The sequence below is a fragment of the Sporosarcina thermotolerans genome, from assembly GCF_042658975.1.
Taxonomy (GTDB): domain Bacteria; phylum Bacillota; class Bacilli; order Bacillales_A; family Planococcaceae; genus Sporosarcina; species Sporosarcina thermotolerans.
In genome coordinates this window covers 97,728-114,016 of sequence record NZ_JBHSRM010000015.1, presented here as the reverse complement: position 1 = coordinate 114,016, position 16,289 = coordinate 97,728, and the positions used below count along the sequence as shown (strand labels likewise).

Genomic DNA, 16,289 nt, shown 5'->3' with positions numbered 1-16,289 from the left:
ATAAAAATAACTAAAACAGGAGGAGAAAAACACGTCATTTTTCTCCTCCTGTTTTTATCTTCGTTATTTATTTGGTGAAACGAGCGCATATCTTTCCCATCGTCTACTTTTCCATCGGAAGTACATAATGGTAGCGCGTACCCATTCATCTGCCGCAATGGCTAGCCATACGCCAACAAGTCCAAGATTCAATTGGAAAACTAACAAATAACCTAATGGCAAACTCATGGCGACCATCGAAAAAGCACCGATGATGACGGGGTATTTCGCATCCCCGGACGCACGTAATGAATTGATAATGACAATATTCATCGTCCGTCCCGTTTCAAGGACAATGCTTAGCAATAAGACGGTGGCACCTATTTCAATAACAGCCGGATTATCCGTAAATAGTTTTAATAAAGGATAGCGGAAAATCATGACGAGTGCGACCATACATAATGTGAACAACAATGCCCACTTCACACTCGTCCAGACGCTTTTGTATGCATCATCCTTTTTATCACCGCCGACCAGACGTCCTACAATAATGGCAGTACCCATTCCAATTGCAATTGCAAATAAATACGTAAACATGGAGATATTCACGGCATACTGCCTAGCTGCCAACGATTCCGCCCCTAAATAAGTGACGTAATACAAAAAGACAATTTGACAGCCTTGGTACATAATTTGTTCGAACGCGGATGGGATGCCAATCTGCAATATTTTCCCTATATATTCTTTTGAAAGCGTAATATAATAGCGGAATTCCACGCGGTACTCCATCACCCGATAAAGCAACCAGAAAAACACAATCATCGCAAGTAAACGGCTAACGACTGAAGAAATTGCAGCCCCTTGAACACCTAATTCAGGAAAACCGAACTTCCCAAAAATGAGCAAATAATTCCCTACGACGTGAAAAATATTCATACCCAACGAAACAAGCATCGTCTGTTTCGTAAAGCCATGCACCCGAATGATTGCTGCCAATGAATTGATAATGGCTTGCAGGAAAATAGCCCCTCCTACAATGACCAAATATCTGGTGGCGTAGTCCAATACATCTCCTTGTAAATTCATTGCAATCATAATATTTCTGGAAAACAGAACGAATAATACACTCATAATCAGTCCAACAATCAGGTTCAACGTAATCGCCAGTGCTGAAATTTTGGATGCCTCTAAGTATCTCTTCGATCCAAGATATTGGGAGACGAGAATCGCGGCTCCATTTCCGACAACTTCAAGCACGAGAATGGCAATATGAATATACTGATTAGCAGCCCCCACGCCCGACACTGCATTATCTGACAATGCGCTCAACATAAACGTATATGAAAGCAGTTACACTATAAATGTAACCACAACCTATAGGGTGGTCTCAAAAGCTAGATTGGACCGAAATTTTAAGGAAAGTAGTAAAACAATTTTGGAGGGCGATAGTATGAGAGGTTGGCTATTTTCAGGTACAAATAAACCACTAAAATTAATTGAAAAAGAAGATCCAAAAGCGATTCCTGGTCAAGTTGTGATAGACGTAAAAGCTGCTGGTCTATGCCATTCAGACGTTGCAGCATTACAAGATCCAGGTTGGATGCCACTATTCCCAAATGGTCCTGTTATTATGGGGCATGAGTTTGCTGGGGTTGTTATTGAAGTGGGTGAAGGCGTTGAAAACATTAAAGTTGGAGACCGAGTCGGGGCTAACCCAATGAATCGAGAAACGAAAGTAACTGCGGGGTACACTTATGACGGCGGTTATGCAGAAAAAGTGCGCGTTCCTGCGGATCAATGTGTAATTATTCCCGAAAGCGTAACCTTTGCAGAAGGGGCGGCTTCAACAGATGCAGGAATTACAGCTTATCGTGCGCTTTTCAGTATTGGACAAGCAAAAGAAGGTACGAAATTAGGAATTATCGGTATCGGTGGACTTGGTCAATTTGCTTTGCAAATGGCACAGATTAAAGGTTGCGAAGTGTACGCTACAGATGTTTCTCCTGAAGCTCGAAAACTTGCTGAAGAATTAGGTGCTCATAAAGTTTACGACTCAATTTTAGATATGAAAGAAGCAGAGTGTGACGTCATTGTTGACTTTGCTGGTTTTGGCCAAACAACTTCTGATGCACTGGAAGCTGTAAGACGAGAAGGAACAGTTGTAATTGTTGGTATGGGTAAATTAGAATCCAATATCAATACGTATTTAATGATTACAAAAGAAATTAAGCTATTAGGAAGTAATGGCGGATCTGTAGAAGACTTACAAGGTGTATATGATTGCTTCGCTACTGGTAAAATGAATCCAACTCTTGTTACCATTCCGTTTGAAGAAGTCGACAAAGGCTTAGAAAAACTCAAAAATCATGAAGTAAAAGGGCGCTTAGTAGCTATATTTGAATAAATTGCCACATACACACTGCACATGTTGAGGCTGTAACGTGGTTGGAATTGGTGTGAAGTTTAAAAAAGAGCGAATCCCGACTTAAACTTGGGATTCGCTTTTTCATTTTACTTCCGCTTCGTTAATGAATGTCTTGAATGACTTTTTCTAGGAATTCACCCATTCGTTTGACAGTTGGCTCTGAAAAATCAAAACTGACCCCAGTTTCTTTATATATAGCTGCGATGGATTGATTGTAGTCCACACTTGCACCTTTTTTAAAGGATTCGACAGCTAACTCTGGGTCTTTCTGATAATTCTCAAGTAATTGAAGAGCCCCTAACATCGAGATGGAGTATTCAATAGTATAGAAAGGATATTGAATAAAATGAAGGGTGCCTACCCAGCTCATTCCAATTTCCTCCTCAAACCCAGAAGTATCGACAGGGTTTAAGCCATAACGTTTTGAGATTTCAAAGAATTTTTCATCACGCTCTTTGGGGGTGTGTTTAGGATTCGTATACATCCAATGTTGGAAGAGATCCCCTGATAATGGTCCGAATAGCATTGTAAAAGCCCTTCTTAGCTCCTCACGCTGAGCGTTCTTAAATTCTTCTTCTGAGTAAAACTGATTTAGTTTATCCAATAAGAGCAATTCCATCCCATGGGAATACAGTTCAGCGATTTCCGCTCGCCATTGGTATTCTTCAAGAGGACCCTGCTCTGAAAACTGGAGATATCCATTCACCGCATGACCCATTTCATGAATTAATGCGATAAGAGAGAAGAAGGATGGGCTCATGTTTGCAAAAACAAAGTTATTTCCTGAAACAGGTAAGTCGATACAGAAACCACCTGGGCTTTTTCCTTTTCGATCTCCAAGATCGAGTAATCCATGCTCTCTCATGTAATCGAAACGGTCTGCGAAATATGGGTCGGTTTTCCCTAACATCTCACCAACGCCATCCATAAGAGTGGACACCTCGGTATATGGTGGGTTTTTCAAGAGTTTAGCGGTGTTATCCCAGGGGCGATAAGTATCGACACTTAGCTTAGACTTAAAAACATCTGCAAGTCTGTTCCAAGCAGGGATAATATGTTTTTCTACATTTTCATGAAAATCATAACAATCCTGAACACTATACTCACGATTTTTGGTCACAAATATATAATCACAATAATTTTCAAAGCCTGCATTTAATGCAATTTGATGGCGTAGTTGAACGAGCTCATCCATGATGGCATCCATATCGGGCTTAATCTGTCGATAGGCTGACCTTATTAAGAGATAAGCTTTTTTTCGCACGGCTCTGTCTAAATTATCAAGTTGGGATTCGACAAACGGTAAAGGCTTTTCCTCCCCCTCCCATTCAACTGTTAGCCCTCCCATAATTTCACTATACTTCGTAGAGAGTTCTTGTTCTTTTACCATTAATGGAATGTTTTCTTCTCTGAACAATTTAACTTTGGACTCGCGAACGCGACGCATTAAACCGTAACGGTTTTCATCTATTTGATTGAAATATGGAGAATCACAGAATTTCTCATTCAGTTTTGCCTCATATTTCATTAAAAGTGGTTGGATGACTTGCTGATCATGAAGAAACGTTGACTTGATGTCAGCATCCTCTGTGTTTCGGAAGAAATCGACTTGGTGACCTATCATCGCCTCCATAATTTTAATCATTAAATCCTTTTCATCCTTTAACCACTTTTCTAGGTCAGAAATGGATTCAATTGGAACTTCAAGTAAAATTCGAAATTGAGCCTCGACACCTTCTACATCTTGTAAATCAATTAATTCTTTATAATAATTTTGAGCTATATCTTGCGTCATGGATAAATCTCCCTCCCCTTTAGAAAATTTTTAATAACCCCAATATTAATAATATGCTTTTAATAGGTATCAAATCCAGCTTTTTCAAAAGAATTAACAAACAATTTTTTGTGGGGGAAAAAAAGGGATACATAGTCGATTATCATAGGCATATAAAGCAGTAACATTCCCCACCCCCAGTTCATAAATTGGTATAGAGTGTGTAAATGGACTTTTGACTATTGTGTTTCCCCTTTCACGTTCATAGCACATCTTGATAATATAATTGGAGGTGCAAGAATGAATGATTTCCATAACGAACTCCAGATGCTGAATCTTGGCGAGTTCAATACGAGTCAGGCAGTTAATTGGGACCAAAACAATCCTCTTTCAAATCAAACTGCGCAGCTCGGTGGCATTGGCGGTTGCTTTGGCGGAGGCTTTGGCATTGGCGGTTGCTTTGGCGGTGGCTTTTTCCGTTGCGGCTTTAGCTGCTTTGGCTGCTTTAGTTGTTTCCGCTGCTCTAATTGTTTCCGTTGCCATAATTGTTTTCGCTGTAGTAGTTGCGGCGGCCGTTGCCACGGTTAATAGTAACAAAAAACATGATTGCCAAGGTCCCTGCAGTTGTTGCAGGGACTTTTCTATATAAGGTTAAACATATGAAACAAGTTATGGTACATAGGATTGGAGTGTTAGTAATAATTTTGATTTAGAAATAGCTATTGTTAAGGAGGAATGGAATGTCGAATTTGACTCCTATGATGCGCCTGAAAGTGAAAAGGGACACATTTTTTCTCCCCGATTCAAATGGTGGTGTGTATTTTAGGAATAATAAAAGTTCTTTTCGTGTGGAAGGAACTGGGATCATTCAGTGGGTTGAAAAACTGGTACCGATGTTCAACGGTAAGTATACGTTAGGGGATTTGACAGAAGGATTGCCTGTTCCATATCGGAATCGTGTCTATGAAATTGCGGAGGTACTGTTCCGAAATGAGTATGCTCGGGATGTGAGCCAGGACCTTCCTCATCAATTGACCGATCAAGTTCTTACCAAGTATGCTTCCCAAATTGAATTTCTGGACAGTTTCGGAGATTCGAGTGCGTCCCGATTTCAAACTTATCGTCAGTCAAGCGTGTTGGCAGTTGGTGCTGGTCATTTTTTTGTTTCATTGGTTTCTTCATTACTTGAATCTGGATTGCCCAAGTTCCATATGCTCATCACGGACTCGGAGTCGACCAATAGACAGCGGTTGATGGAACTCGTGGCACATGCCCGTGAAACAGACACAGAGGTAACGGTAGAAGAGATCAGCTTGCAGAAGGAGGGGGAACGTTGTTGGCATGAAATTGTTCAACCGTTTGATTCGATTTTGTATGTGTCCCAGGAGGGCGATATAGAGGAACTCCGAGTGCTTCAAAAGGTTTGTAGGGTAGAGAAGAAGGTGTTTCTTCCTGCTATATGTCACCAGCATGTGGGCCTTGCGGGTCCGCTCGTGCATCCAGACTCTAAAATATGTTGGGAGTCTGCATGGAGGCGCATGCATCGAGCTGTACTTTCCGAAGAGCAGCAGTTCACCGCTTTCTCTGCCACTGCAGGGGCAATGTTAGCCAATGTAATCACATTTGAATTGTTTAAAGAGATTACGGGAGTGACCGAATCTGAACCGAGGAACCTATTCTATCTGCTTGATTTAGAGACGTTGGAAGGAAACTGGCATTCATTTTTGCCTCATCCGTTGGTGGATGGACGCGTGTATAGTGAATGGGTAACAGATTTGGATGTGCGTCTTGAACGAAACGAAAGCAAAGATGAACCGAATGGATTGTTACTTTACTTTAGCCAGTTGACATCGGATGTATCAGGGGTTTTTCATATTTGGGAGGAAGGAGATCTCAAGCAGCTACCTTTAGCTCAGTGCCGTGTTCAGGCGGTTGATATGTTATCAAAGGGACCTGCTGACCTTTTACCAGACATTGTTTGTGCAGACTTGACGCATGAGGAAGCGCGGAGGAAAGCGGGATTGGCTGGAATAGAATCATATGTGTCACAAGCGGTTGAGCTGCTCGTTGCGACCCTACCTTCAAGCCAGGAAAATGGGGAGAACGGGGTAGAAAAAAAGGAGTTCATTGGAGTTGGAGCGGGAGAAACGGTTGCGGAAGGTATATGCCGGGGATTACAAAAGTGTTTGGACAAAGAGCTAAGCATGCAGCTCATAAATAAAAAAATCCATGTTACTCCGTTGCAAGTGGATACGGTAGAAGATGAACATTGCCGGTTTTATTTAGAGGCACTGACCACGATGCATGGCGCACCGGCGATTGGCTTGGGGGAGGAAGTAAACGGTTTCCCTGCCATCTGGGTCGGAACGAATGACGGCTGGTATAGTGGTGTAGAATTGAATAGTACATTGGCGTTGCGAAAAGCGCTACAACAGGCGCTTATGACTTCACACCCGGTGCAATCGCAGGAAATTATTCTACTGGAAGAAAAAGCACCACTCAGCCTTGTTATCTCCGCTTATGATGAGAAGAGACAGGCCGAGATTTTGCATTCCGCTATACAAATCTTAGAACGGAATCACAAACGGCTATTAGTATTTGATTTAGCATTTGAACCATTTTTGAAAGAGGGGATCGCGGGGCTGTTTGGTGTGTCGTTACGAGAGGAGGAGGGATACCGGTGACTGCCGTCGTAATGGTTGTTGGAGAAGGATTATTGGCTGACCGTGTGTGCGGGGATTTATCCACTCAATACGAAGTAATACGCCGGTACGATTTCGAAGAGGGAGTACCAGAAACGACTGAACTGGTTATGGTCTTGCACGATACCTTGAATCCTTCCATTCAAAAAAGAGCGGAAGAGGTATTGCGGCCAACCGGCATACCTTGGCTGCGAGGCATTGTTTCATATGGAGAAGGAGTGATTGGGCCACTCGTACGTCCGGAAATACCGGGCTGCTCCCAATGTGCAGACAAGCGACGTCTCATGGCCGGACGAGACCGTAAAGAGATGTGGGAGATGGAACAGAGACGTAAGGAACTTGGTGGAGCTCCGAGTGATGCTTGGGCATCTCGTACGGGATTATTGCAAATGGCGCACCTTCTCGAATCAGAGGTACAGAGCATACTAGATGGAAATCAGGCTCGTTCGGAAGGTCGTTTATGTTTAATTAATCTGAAATCGCTAAAGAGTTCATGGCATTCGTTTCTTCCTGACCCGTTGTGTCCGGTCTGTAGTCAAATACCCGATGATTCAGCAGCCGCGGCCCGAATTACACTGCAATCTAGTCTGAAAATCAGTACCGACAGTTACCGCAGTCGTTCCATAGATGACCTGCAAAATATTTTAGGCAAGGATTACTTAGATGATCGGACTGGTTTGGTAAATAGTAAAATGTATCACCTCATGCTGCCATTTGCCGATGCAAGTGTTAATCTGCCGTTGTTTGCCGGAGACGAGGGGGTGGCAGGCCGGACTCATTCATACAAGGTTAGTGAGTCCACGGCTATTTTGGAGGGGTTGGAGCGGTACTGTGGATTGTCTCCAAGTGGAAAACGAACAGTGGTTCATGATAGCTTCCGCAACCTAAAAGACCGAGCGCTTAATCCTCTCAAGGTAGGTGTGCATTCAAAGGAACAGTATGCGCTGCCAAATTTTCCGTTCAAACCGTTCAATCCTGATCGCTCCATCGATTGGGTTTGGGGTTATTCATTTTTGGAAGAACGTCCTATTCTGATTCCAGAGTTGCTTGCTTATTACAGTTTGGGCGGAGAGGGAATTGTCTATGAAACTTCCAATGGATGTGCGTTAGGCGGTAGCTTAGAGGAGGCCATTTTCTACGGTATTATGGAAGTTGTAGAGCGTGATTCGTTCTTGATGACTTGGTACGCAGAGCTGTCACTACCACGTCTTGACCCTTGTTCAACTAATGATCAGGAATTACAGTTGATGATTGATCGTGTGCGGGCGGTTTGTGGTTATGATCTTCATTTTTATAATTCGACGATGGAGAATGGAATTCCAAGTGTTTTGGTACTAGCGAAAAACAGGAAAAAAACGGGGTTGAATATCATTGCTGCGGCCGGCGCTCATCTGGATCCAATACGAGCGGCTAAAAGCGCGATTCATGAGTTGGCTGGCATGATGCTAATACTTGACGAGAATTTGGAGACTAACCGGGAGGAATATGTGCGGATGTTGAAAGACTCTTCCTTGGTACGGAAGATGGATGATCATGGGATGTTGTATGGGTTGCCGGAAGCGCAAGAACGCCTACAGTTTTTGTTAGATGATAACCGGCCATTACGAACGTTTGATGAGGAATTCAAATGGGAGGCAGTGCATGCAGACCTCACGGATGATCTGCGGGATATTCTCCAGGTGTTTAGGGGGTTGAACCTCGATGTGATCGTAGTGGACCAAACTACACCTGAAGTAAAACAAAACGGACTGTTCTGCGTAAAAGTCCTGATTCCAGGGATGCTGCCGATGACATTCGGTCAACATCTTACCCGAGTAACAGGGCTTGAGAGGGTGCTCAGGTTGCCAATGGAACTCGGATATAAGGAAGAACTGTTAACACTTGAACAGCTCAATCCATATCCGCATCCGTTCCCATAACCAGTCGTTAGGAGGTAGGAGGATGAATCTTGAGGCATTACTGCACAATCTCCATTTTGAAATTGACAAGGTAAGCCCGCCAGACTGGGAAGTGGATTGGGAAGACGCGCCACTTCCGTATAAGCTCTACCGTGGCTTACCGGTGTTTCCACTTTCTTTAGAAGTGCCGTTGACGCTTAACAGGGTGGAAGGAACTGCAAAACCTGACCTAAGCAAACTCGGTCATTTTCTCTGGTATGTATTTGGTCTAACGCAATTTAGCGAATCCATGATGAACTTGGGTTCCAGCGATCAAGCCTTGGACCTCATGCAGTCGAAACGGCGGTTTGTCCCTTCCGGTGGGGCGCTGTATCCAAACGAATTGTATGTTTATTTGAAGATAGAGGATTTGCCTGCCGGTGTTTACCATTATGATGTGGCGCATCATCGCCTATTGTTGCTGCGCGAAGGAAATTTCGATTCATATATATCCCGTGCACTTGGTAATCGCTGTGAGGTATCCGAGTGTTTTGGTACTGTCTTTATATCAACAATGTTTTGGAAGAACTTCTTTAAATACAATAACTTCGCTTACCGTCTTCAAGGTTTGGATGCTGGTGTGTTGATTGGACAATTACTGGAAGTTGCAAAATGTTTTGGCTTCGCCCCTTGCGTATACTTTCAGTTCCTTGATCGGGCCATCAACCACCTGATTGGGCTTTCCGAACAAGAGGAGAGCGTGTATGCGGTGATTCCGCTAACAGCTGATTCAACAAATTGCTTCAATAGATGCACCAAAGGTGTGGATGAATCTGCCACTGATTTATGCCGAGAATTGACGGCAATTCAGTCTACTCATTACGTCCAATCGCGAAGGGTTTTAGAGTACCCGATTGTAACGAAGATGAATGAAGCATCCATGATGGAATCAACGAGATCGTTTCGGAAAATCAAAGAGGAGCAACTAAATTACGAAGGTCAAACGGTGGCTTTGCCATATGTGAAGCGATTATCGTATGATTTGGCATCGGTCTGCCGAAAGCGGTTTTCACCAGACAGAGATTTCATTTTGGGGAATGTTAGTCAACTCCAGCTTGCCAAGTTGCTTAAATGCGCGATGGATTCCTTCTCGTATCAAAATGATTTGGATGGAGATCAAAAAAAACAGAAGTCCCGTGTCTCACTTTACGGATGTTTGTATAATGTCGAAGGCATTCCGAATGGTGCATATCATTATGACAGCTCTGCCCATGCGTTACGCAAAGTACAACTCGGAGATCAGCGATTACGGTTACAGCACGGATTGTCCTTAGACAATGTAAATCTGTTCCAAGTACCACTTTGTCTACATGTCGTAGGGGACAAAAATCATTTCAAAACGGAATTGGGGTACCGAGGATACCGTATCCAACAAATGGAGGCGGGAATGTTGGTGCAAAGATTGCTGTTAGTCGCGTCATCTCTCGAATTCGGAGGGCACCCACTCCTCGGGTTTGATGTGAACGTAAGTGACGAGATTTACAAGCTGAGTCCACTAAAAACAAGCCTCATCCAAATCCCGACAGGTCCACACCGACACCGTTCTTGGTTAAGTGGAGGTCTGCATAGTTAAGTAAGTGGAAACGACATATGAGAAGTGCCACGTAATCATTGTCTCTACATTCTTTGGGTATTGGTACTTCTCATTGCGTTAATAAGCGATTTCGAAAAGGGAGAAATCCAATGAAGAAATCGGTAAAAGACAATCTGTATGAAACGAGAAGTAAGTTAGTACAGGTGATTACTTTATTAACTGATACTCAATTTAACAGTAAGAGTAATGAAGTCTGGAGTATCGCGCAAGTATGTCATGCTGCATTGGTACCTCTCGCATGTTAACATCTAATCTATTTTACCCGATTTGTTAACTCTTAAACTACACAGCGAAATAAGTGAAAATAAATTTGAATTGCCTATTTCCGGTTGCCAAATTCGGCACAAACGTGGAGTCCGCTGCATACTTTAGGTCAAAGGGATTCCTAACAGACAACCACCCCCGCAACGTGGGAGTCGCGGAGGCAGTCGTTATTGCAGAGTGTAGTTTCCTACTTATTCTCTTAGCCTTAGAGAATATCCAATTGGACGATTACCGCTACGAGGATTTGTAGCAATAGCTGCAAGGAAATCGCTACGTCGATATCTTCCGTTATCACCTCGACATCACGGGAGTTAACGATGATCAATTTTTGACGGTTGGTCTGCTTGATCTGTGATTTTTCAAGTAATTCAATTGTCACTCGTTCCGCCCTTACAGCATCATCAATAGAGATATTGACAACGACTGCGATGGCGACTTGGAGCGCTGCTTGCAAAGAAGCGGCAATTTGCGTATCAGTTGTTTTAACTCTGACTTTGCAAGAATCACGGATGACAATCAGTTCTTGGGAAAGCTGATCGATATCAGAAGTCACCTTTGCTTCTACAGCCGCTTCTTCTTCTTCTCTTCCACAACTACAAAGAGACATTGGGTGCTTTGCATTACTGTTCAAAGCAGACCATCTTTCTTTTTGACGAGAATTATATTTATAGCCCATTTTTCTTCCCTCCTCTCTCTATCTATTACATGTAATGAGAAGCCGTTGAGTTGGACAAATTATCTATTCGTATTGTTTTTATTATTTCGCTTCATTTGTTTTCTTTGCAGAATGGCTTCCCGTAACGGATTTGTCGCCGCCTGTCCCTCTGTTTTACCTTCCGATTCTTCAACTTTGAGAACGGTTCTGGATTCCAAAAAGTCCTCTACTTGAGCTTTTAGCTGTTCCACAGTCTGCCTCAAGTTCTCACGCTGGTCATCTGTTATACGTGCTTTTACTTTTTCGATATCGACTTTGTTTTTGGTGAATAAATCTGATACAAACAAATCCATTAACTGGCCTGATAACTCGTTCAATTGTTCACGGCTATTATTGTCTTCCACTCAAATCACCCCCTTTATCACTTACATTTATGTATACTCGTGAAAATTAGCTATCATCGGGCATCTATACGTGCAGAACAAAATTATGCAAAAAAATCCCCAAATTGCCTGGCAATTTGGGGATTGAGTATGCACATTAATATTTGGATATAGGGTAAACTCTATTTTGAAGCAAATTCAGTTTCATCCATAAAACATTCAACATGTATAATAGGGATTTTTATGATTGAAAATACTTTTATGTCTTAGAATTCAGAATTTGTAAAGAGGATTTACAAAACATTTACAAGAAACCCGATTTAAATTTACAATTCGACGCTAATATTTACATTGGGTTAACAAATCATGCTGGAGGTATAATATGAACTTCATGAGGAATGCAGCAAAAGGATTATTTATTGTCTTTCTGACGGTCGTAATGACTGGATGTGGCAATAAAGCTGATGGAGGTACTAAATCGTCAAAAGAAGGTTTACCGACAATTGCTATTTCTGGGTCGACTTCCGTAGGGCCGTTGGCAGAAAAGTTAGCGTTTAAATATGAAGAAAACAACGATGTCAAAATAGAGATTAACCAGATCGGATCATCAGCTGGAATAACAAATGCGATAAATGGTGTATCCGAAATCGGAATGTCCTCCCGTGATTTAAAACAGGAAGAGATTGACAAAGGGTTGAAAGATACAGTTATTGCTTACGACGGTATCGTTGTCGTAACGCATCCAACGAACAAAGTGAAAAATCTCACGTTGGAACAAGTAAAGAAAATATTCACAGGCGAAGTGACAAATTGGAAAGAGCTTGGCGGTGATGACTTGGAGATAGTAGTCGTTTCTCGTGAGGATGGTTCAGGTTCACGGGATGCATTCCAAGAAATCGTTGACTACTCATCAGGTGAGTTAGTGAGAAGTGCCATCATAGCAAGTGGAAACGGGAATATTAAAACGACTGTCGCGATGAATAAGCATGCGGTAGGTTTCATTTCCTTCGAATATATCGATGAGTCCATTTCAACGATTGACATTGATGGCGTACAGGCGACTGCGGAAAACGTACTAAAGCAACAATATAAACTTGCCCGTCCATTCTTGTTCGTTCATATGGACGGAGGTCTAACGGATGCGGGACAGAAATTCATTGATTTTATTTTAAGTCCGGATGGACAGGTTATTGTATCTGAAACCGGGGCTATACCAGTTAACGAATCATGAATCGAATCTACATCTGCCTTATTAAAGGTAATCTTGGAGGAATGCAGCCATGACAAGCCCACCTATTGAGAAACACAACATAGGTAACGGTAAATCAAATAAAAGAAAATACATGTTGGAAAGTTTATCATCAAAACTTTTCTTACTCTGTGCACTTTTATCAGTACTCAGTTTGTTGTTAATCGTCGGTTTTGTATTTTATAGAGGATCTCATCCGTTTCTCGCAGAGGGTTACAGCTTTTTCGAGTTTCTTTTCGGCGTAGATTGGGTGCCGGGGGAGGATAAATTTGGGATATTCCCAATGATTGTCGCATCCTTTTACGCGACAATTGGTTCCTTAATCATCGGTGTACCGATTGGATTATTTACAGCCATTTTCTTATCTGAAATCGCACCAAAACGAGTTGCGAAAATTATTTCACCAGCTGTACAATTGCTTGCTGGTATCCCGTCTGTTCTCTATGGTGTTTTCGGACTTGCGATTATCGTGCCGTTTTTGCAAAACTATTTAGGTTTAGCGAAGGGGCAAAGCTTATTGGCAGTCATTGTCGTATTAGCGATCATGATGCTTCCAACAATTGTGACGGTAGCTGAAACTTCGATTCGTGCAGTTCCCAAAACGTATCGGGAAGGTTCTTTGGCACTAGGCGCTTCTGAAATTGGCACTATTTTTAAAGTGGTTGTACCGGCGGCTAAGTCCGGTATTATGGCAGCGATTGTTTTAGGTTTAGGTAGAGCGATCGGGGAAACGATGGCAGTTATTTTGATAGCAGGAAACAGTTTGATCGTTCCTACAAGCCTGACAGACAGTGTCCGCCCGTTGACAACCAATATTGCCTTGGAAATGGGTTATGCTGCAGGGGTACATCAAGAAATGTTATTTGCAACAGGAATTGTATTGTTCTCCTTTATCTTGATTTTGAATTTCGTATTAGCAAAAATCAGCGCAAGGGGTGCGAACTAAGATGAGGACTTTTAAGGATAACTTATTGCGCGGCCTTCTATGGTTTTCAGCTTTCGTGACGGTTGGTATTCTGTTACTTATTGTAGGTTACATTTTTTATAAAGGATTCCGTCTCATCAATCTTGATTTTATCTTCGGAAGTTATTCACCTACTGGTGGCGGTGGCATTTGGCCAATGATCGTTACAACCGTGTACACAATCGTCATTTCACTCGTTATTGCAACACCTATCGGGATTTTAGCAGCTGTGTACCTCCAAGAGTACGCGAAGCAAGGCAGACTTGTCAGAACAATCCGTTTTGCGACAGAAAGCTTAACAGGGATTCCGTCCATCATCTATGGATTATTCGGTGCAGTATTCTTTGTGACGACGCTAAAGCTCGGTATGTCGATCATCTCTGCGTCATTGACGTTGACGATTATCGTATTGCCTGTCGTTATCCGAACAACAGAAGAAGCATTGAAAACAGTACCCGGGGCGTATCGAGAAGGTTCTTTGGCATTAGGAACAACGAAACTTCAGACACTCATGAAAGTCATCTTGCCAAGCTCAATGCCTGGAATCCTATCAGGAATCATTCTTTCTATGGGACGGATTATCGGTGAGTCGGCTGCGATATTTTTAACCGCTGGAACTGTGGCAGCGATGCCATCAAGCATTTTCTCTTCTGCAAGGACATTAACGGTTCACGCCTTTTTAGTTACACAGGAGGCGGGAGATATTGAGCTTGCGGCTGCAATTGGAATTGTGTTAATCGTTATCATCTTGATTTTGAACTTCTCAGCTACGTTCATATCCAAGAAGTTAAGTAAAGCAGATTATTAATGAAGCAAGAAGCGAAGGAGGAAATGTAGCGCTTATGAAGAAGCAATCAGAAGGAACAGCTAAGATCAGTGTAAAAGATTTAAGTCTTTATTATGGAGAAAAACAGGCACTGTACAGTGTATCATTAGATATTGAAGAGAAAAAAGTAACAGCATTAATCGGGCCATCCGGTTGTGGGAAGTCAACTTTTCTACGAACGCTCAACCGGATGAATGATCTAATCGATGGAGTTAAAATCAGCGGGGACATCGTCATTGATAACGAAGATATTTATAAATCGAGTGATGTCATTAAGCTTCGTACAAAAGTCGGTATGGTATTCCAAAAGCCGAATTTATTCCCGATGAGTATCTATGATAATGTTGCTTACGGACCCCGAGCCCAAGGTATTAAAAATAAAAAAGAATTGAACAAGATTGTTGAAGAAAGCCTACGTGGGGCTGCAATTTGGGATGAAGTAAAAGACCGTCTTAAATCATCTGCACTTGGTCTATCAGGTGGTCAGCAACAAAGGATTTGTATCGCCCGTGCAATTGCGATGAAGCCGGATGTAATTCTAATGGACGAGCCTACTTCAGCATTAGACCCAATTTCGACATTGAAAGTTGAAGAATTGATTGCACTATTGAAAAAAGAGTATACAATTGTAATTGTGACCCATAACATGCAGCAGGCTGCGCGGGTATCAGACAAAACAGCTTTCTTTTTAAATGGGGAAATCATTGAATATGATGTCACAAATAACGTCTTTTCAAATCCGAAAGACCAAAGAACGGAAGATTATGTAACAGGTCGGTTTGGTTAATTCGCCGAAGCTCAATATATTACATGTGGGGTGACTGTAATGATGAACGTCAGAAAAAACTTTGACAAGAACTTGCAACAGCTGCAAAACAAAATGATGGAAATGAATGCACTTACGGTATCAGCATTTGAGAAAGCGTTCACCGCTTTTAAAACACAAGATGTCGAATTAGCGTTACGAGTCATTGACGAAGACACTGCTATTGATAATCTTGACCAGGAAATCAATCAACTTGCAGTGTGGCTTATTGCGAAAGAGCAACCTTTTGCAACGGATCTACGAAGAATCATTGCGTCATTAAAAATCACATCTGATATCGAACGGATTGCCGATTTCGCAGTAAATATCGCGAAAGCGACAGCGAAAATCGGAAAAACAGAATCACTGATCAATATTACAAGTCTAGAGAAAATGAATGAGGTTTCCCTCGACATGCTTAAAAAGGCAGTTACTGCGTTCATCGATGGAAATATGGAGTTGGCTAAGGAAGTCGCCGCTTTGGATGATCAAGTCGACGATGCTTATGCAGTAACATACAAAAGCATCACTGAATATTTACGTACACATCCAGAAGAAACAACACAGCTCGTTCAATTATTATTCATCAATCGTTTCCTTGAACGAACAGCTGACCACATTACAAACATCGCAGAAAGTGCCGCTTATTTAATAAAAGGTCAGATTTATGATCTAAATCAGTAACAGTTTTCATGAGGTGAAATCCATTCGAACGTGAATGGTTTCACCTCA

General features: G+C 42.2%; 13 protein-coding genes and 2 pseudogenes. 11 read left to right on the top strand and 4 right to left on the bottom strand.

Annotated features, from left to right (window positions below; all coding sequences use genetic code 11):
• Positions 1–63 precede the first annotated feature (63 nt).
• A pseudogene (locus tag ACFPZG_RS13565) lies at positions 64–1,317 on the bottom strand (MATE family efflux transporter); the annotation flags it as partial.
• Between the two features lie 112 nt (positions 1,318–1,429).
• On the opposite strand from ACFPZG_RS13565, the gene ACFPZG_RS13560 reads away from it, so the two are divergent.
• Positions 1,430–2,383 carry a zinc-binding dehydrogenase gene (locus ACFPZG_RS13560; protein ID WP_283734010.1) on the top strand — a complete coding sequence of 318 codons (954 nt, stop codon included), beginning with the start codon at positions 1,430–1,432 and terminating at the stop codon, positions 2,381–2,383.
• A 121-nt stretch (positions 2,384–2,504) separates the two neighbouring features.
• On the opposite strand, the gene ACFPZG_RS13555 is transcribed toward ACFPZG_RS13560, so the two are convergent.
• A complete protein-coding gene (locus ACFPZG_RS13555; RefSeq protein WP_317940994.1) occupies positions 2,505–4,199 on the bottom strand; it encodes a M3 family oligoendopeptidase in 1,695 nt (564 codons plus the stop codon).
• Between the two features lie 279 nt (positions 4,200–4,478).
• On the opposite strand from ACFPZG_RS13555, the gene ACFPZG_RS13550 reads away from it, so the two are divergent.
• From ACFPZG_RS13550 to ACFPZG_RS13530, 5 genes and pseudogenes are all read left to right on the top strand, one after another.
• Entirely contained in the window at positions 4,479–4,766 is a 288-nt protein-coding gene (locus ACFPZG_RS13550; RefSeq protein ID WP_317940993.1) for a heterocycloanthracin/sonorensin family bacteriocin, read from the top strand.
• A 152-nt stretch (positions 4,767–4,918) separates the two neighbouring features.
• Positions 4,919–6,862: a putative thiazole-containing bacteriocin maturation protein gene (locus ACFPZG_RS13545; RefSeq protein WP_317940992.1), complete on the top strand. Its 1,944-nt coding sequence runs from the start codon at positions 4,919–4,921 to the stop codon at positions 6,860–6,862.
• A gap of 11 nt (positions 6,863–6,873) precedes the next feature.
• On the top strand, positions 6,874–8,799 hold the full coding sequence (locus ACFPZG_RS13540) for a TOMM precursor leader peptide-binding protein (protein ID WP_381427639.1): 1,926 nt from the start codon (positions 6,874–6,876) through the stop codon (positions 8,797–8,799).
• Positions 8,800–8,821: 22 nt separating this feature from the next.
• Positions 8,822–10,390: a SagB family peptide dehydrogenase gene (locus ACFPZG_RS13535; RefSeq protein WP_317940990.1), complete on the top strand. Its 1,569-nt coding sequence runs from the start codon at positions 8,822–8,824 to the stop codon at positions 10,388–10,390.
• Positions 10,391–10,500: 110 nt separating this feature from the next.
• Positions 10,501–10,629 (top strand): annotated as a pseudogene (locus ACFPZG_RS13530) (DinB family protein); the annotation flags it as partial.
• A gap of 251 nt (positions 10,630–10,880) precedes the next feature.
• On the opposite strand, the gene ACFPZG_RS13525 reads toward ACFPZG_RS13530, so the two are convergent.
• Together ACFPZG_RS13525 and ACFPZG_RS13520 are read right to left on the bottom strand one after the other, a co-directional pair.
• Positions 10,881–11,351, bottom strand: coding sequence for a spore coat protein (locus tag ACFPZG_RS13525; protein ID WP_283734013.1), 471 nt, complete (start codon positions 11,349–11,351; stop codon positions 10,881–10,883).
• A 59-nt stretch (positions 11,352–11,410) separates the two neighbouring features.
• Positions 11,411–11,734, bottom strand: a complete 324-nt coding sequence (locus ACFPZG_RS13520) for a hypothetical protein (RefSeq protein ID WP_283734014.1) — start codon at positions 11,732–11,734, stop codon at positions 11,411–11,413.
• A gap of 361 nt (positions 11,735–12,095) precedes the next feature.
• On the opposite strand from ACFPZG_RS13520, the gene ACFPZG_RS13515 reads away from it, so the two are divergent.
• The 5 genes from ACFPZG_RS13515 to phoU are packed head-to-tail and all read left to right on the top strand — an operon-like array spanning position 12,096 to position 16,241.
• Positions 12,096–12,944 carry a phosphate ABC transporter substrate-binding protein gene (locus tag ACFPZG_RS13515; RefSeq protein WP_317940989.1) on the top strand — a complete coding sequence of 283 codons (849 nt, stop codon included), beginning with the start codon at positions 12,096–12,098 and terminating at the stop codon, positions 12,942–12,944.
• A 49-nt stretch (positions 12,945–12,993) separates the two neighbouring features.
• On the top strand, positions 12,994–13,908 hold the full coding sequence (pstC, locus tag ACFPZG_RS13510) for a phosphate ABC transporter permease subunit PstC (protein ID WP_317940988.1): 915 nt from the start codon (positions 12,994–12,996) through the stop codon (positions 13,906–13,908).
• A gap of 1 nt (position 13,909) precedes the next feature.
• The gene (gene pstA / locus ACFPZG_RS13505) at positions 13,910–14,734 is read left to right on the top strand and encodes a phosphate ABC transporter permease PstA (RefSeq protein WP_283734018.1); all 825 of its coding nucleotides are present in this window, start codon (positions 13,910–13,912) and stop codon (positions 14,732–14,734) included.
• A gap of 34 nt (positions 14,735–14,768) precedes the next feature.
• Positions 14,769–15,539, top strand: a complete 771-nt coding sequence (pstB, locus tag ACFPZG_RS13500) for a phosphate ABC transporter ATP-binding protein PstB (RefSeq protein ID WP_317940987.1) — start codon at positions 14,769–14,771, stop codon at positions 15,537–15,539.
• 39 nt (positions 15,540–15,578) lie between these two features.
• Positions 15,579–16,241, top strand: a complete 663-nt coding sequence (gene phoU / locus ACFPZG_RS13495; RefSeq protein WP_283734019.1) for a phosphate signaling complex protein PhoU — start codon at positions 15,579–15,581, stop codon at positions 16,239–16,241.
• Positions 16,242–16,289 lie beyond the last annotated feature (48 nt).

Bases quoted from the DNA above. Each gene is read 5' to 3' on its own strand.
- pstC (WP_317940988.1), top strand. From the start codon at position 12,994: ATGACAAGCCCACCTATTGAGAAACACAACATAGGTAACGGTAAATCA.
- pstA (WP_283734018.1), top strand. From the start codon at position 13,910: ATGAGGACTTTTAAGGATAACTTATTGCGCGGCCTTCTATGGTTTTCA.
- ACFPZG_RS13555 (WP_317940994.1), bottom strand. From the start codon at position 4,199: ATGACGCAAGATATAGCTCAAAATTATTATAAAGAATTAATTGATTTA.
- phoU (WP_283734019.1), top strand. From the start codon at position 15,579: ATGATGAACGTCAGAAAAAACTTTGACAAGAACTTGCAACAGCTGCAA.
- ACFPZG_RS13525 (WP_283734013.1), bottom strand. From the start codon at position 11,351: ATGGGCTATAAATATAATTCTCGTCAAAAAGAAAGATGGTCTGCTTTG.
- ACFPZG_RS13560 (WP_283734010.1), top strand. From the start codon at position 1,430: ATGAGAGGTTGGCTATTTTCAGGTACAAATAAACCACTAAAATTAATT.
- ACFPZG_RS13545 (WP_317940992.1), top strand. From the start codon at position 4,919: ATGTCGAATTTGACTCCTATGATGCGCCTGAAAGTGAAAAGGGACACA.
- ACFPZG_RS13550 (WP_317940993.1), top strand. From the start codon at position 4,479: ATGAATGATTTCCATAACGAACTCCAGATGCTGAATCTTGGCGAGTTC.
- ACFPZG_RS13535 (WP_317940990.1), top strand. From the start codon at position 8,822: ATGAATCTTGAGGCATTACTGCACAATCTCCATTTTGAAATTGACAAG.
- ACFPZG_RS13515 (WP_317940989.1), top strand. From the start codon at position 12,096: ATGAACTTCATGAGGAATGCAGCAAAAGGATTATTTATTGTCTTTCTG.
- ACFPZG_RS13540 (WP_381427639.1), top strand. From the start codon at position 6,874: ATGGTTGTTGGAGAAGGATTATTGGCTGACCGTGTGTGCGGGGATTTA.
- pstB (WP_317940987.1), top strand. From the start codon at position 14,769: ATGAAGAAGCAATCAGAAGGAACAGCTAAGATCAGTGTAAAAGATTTA.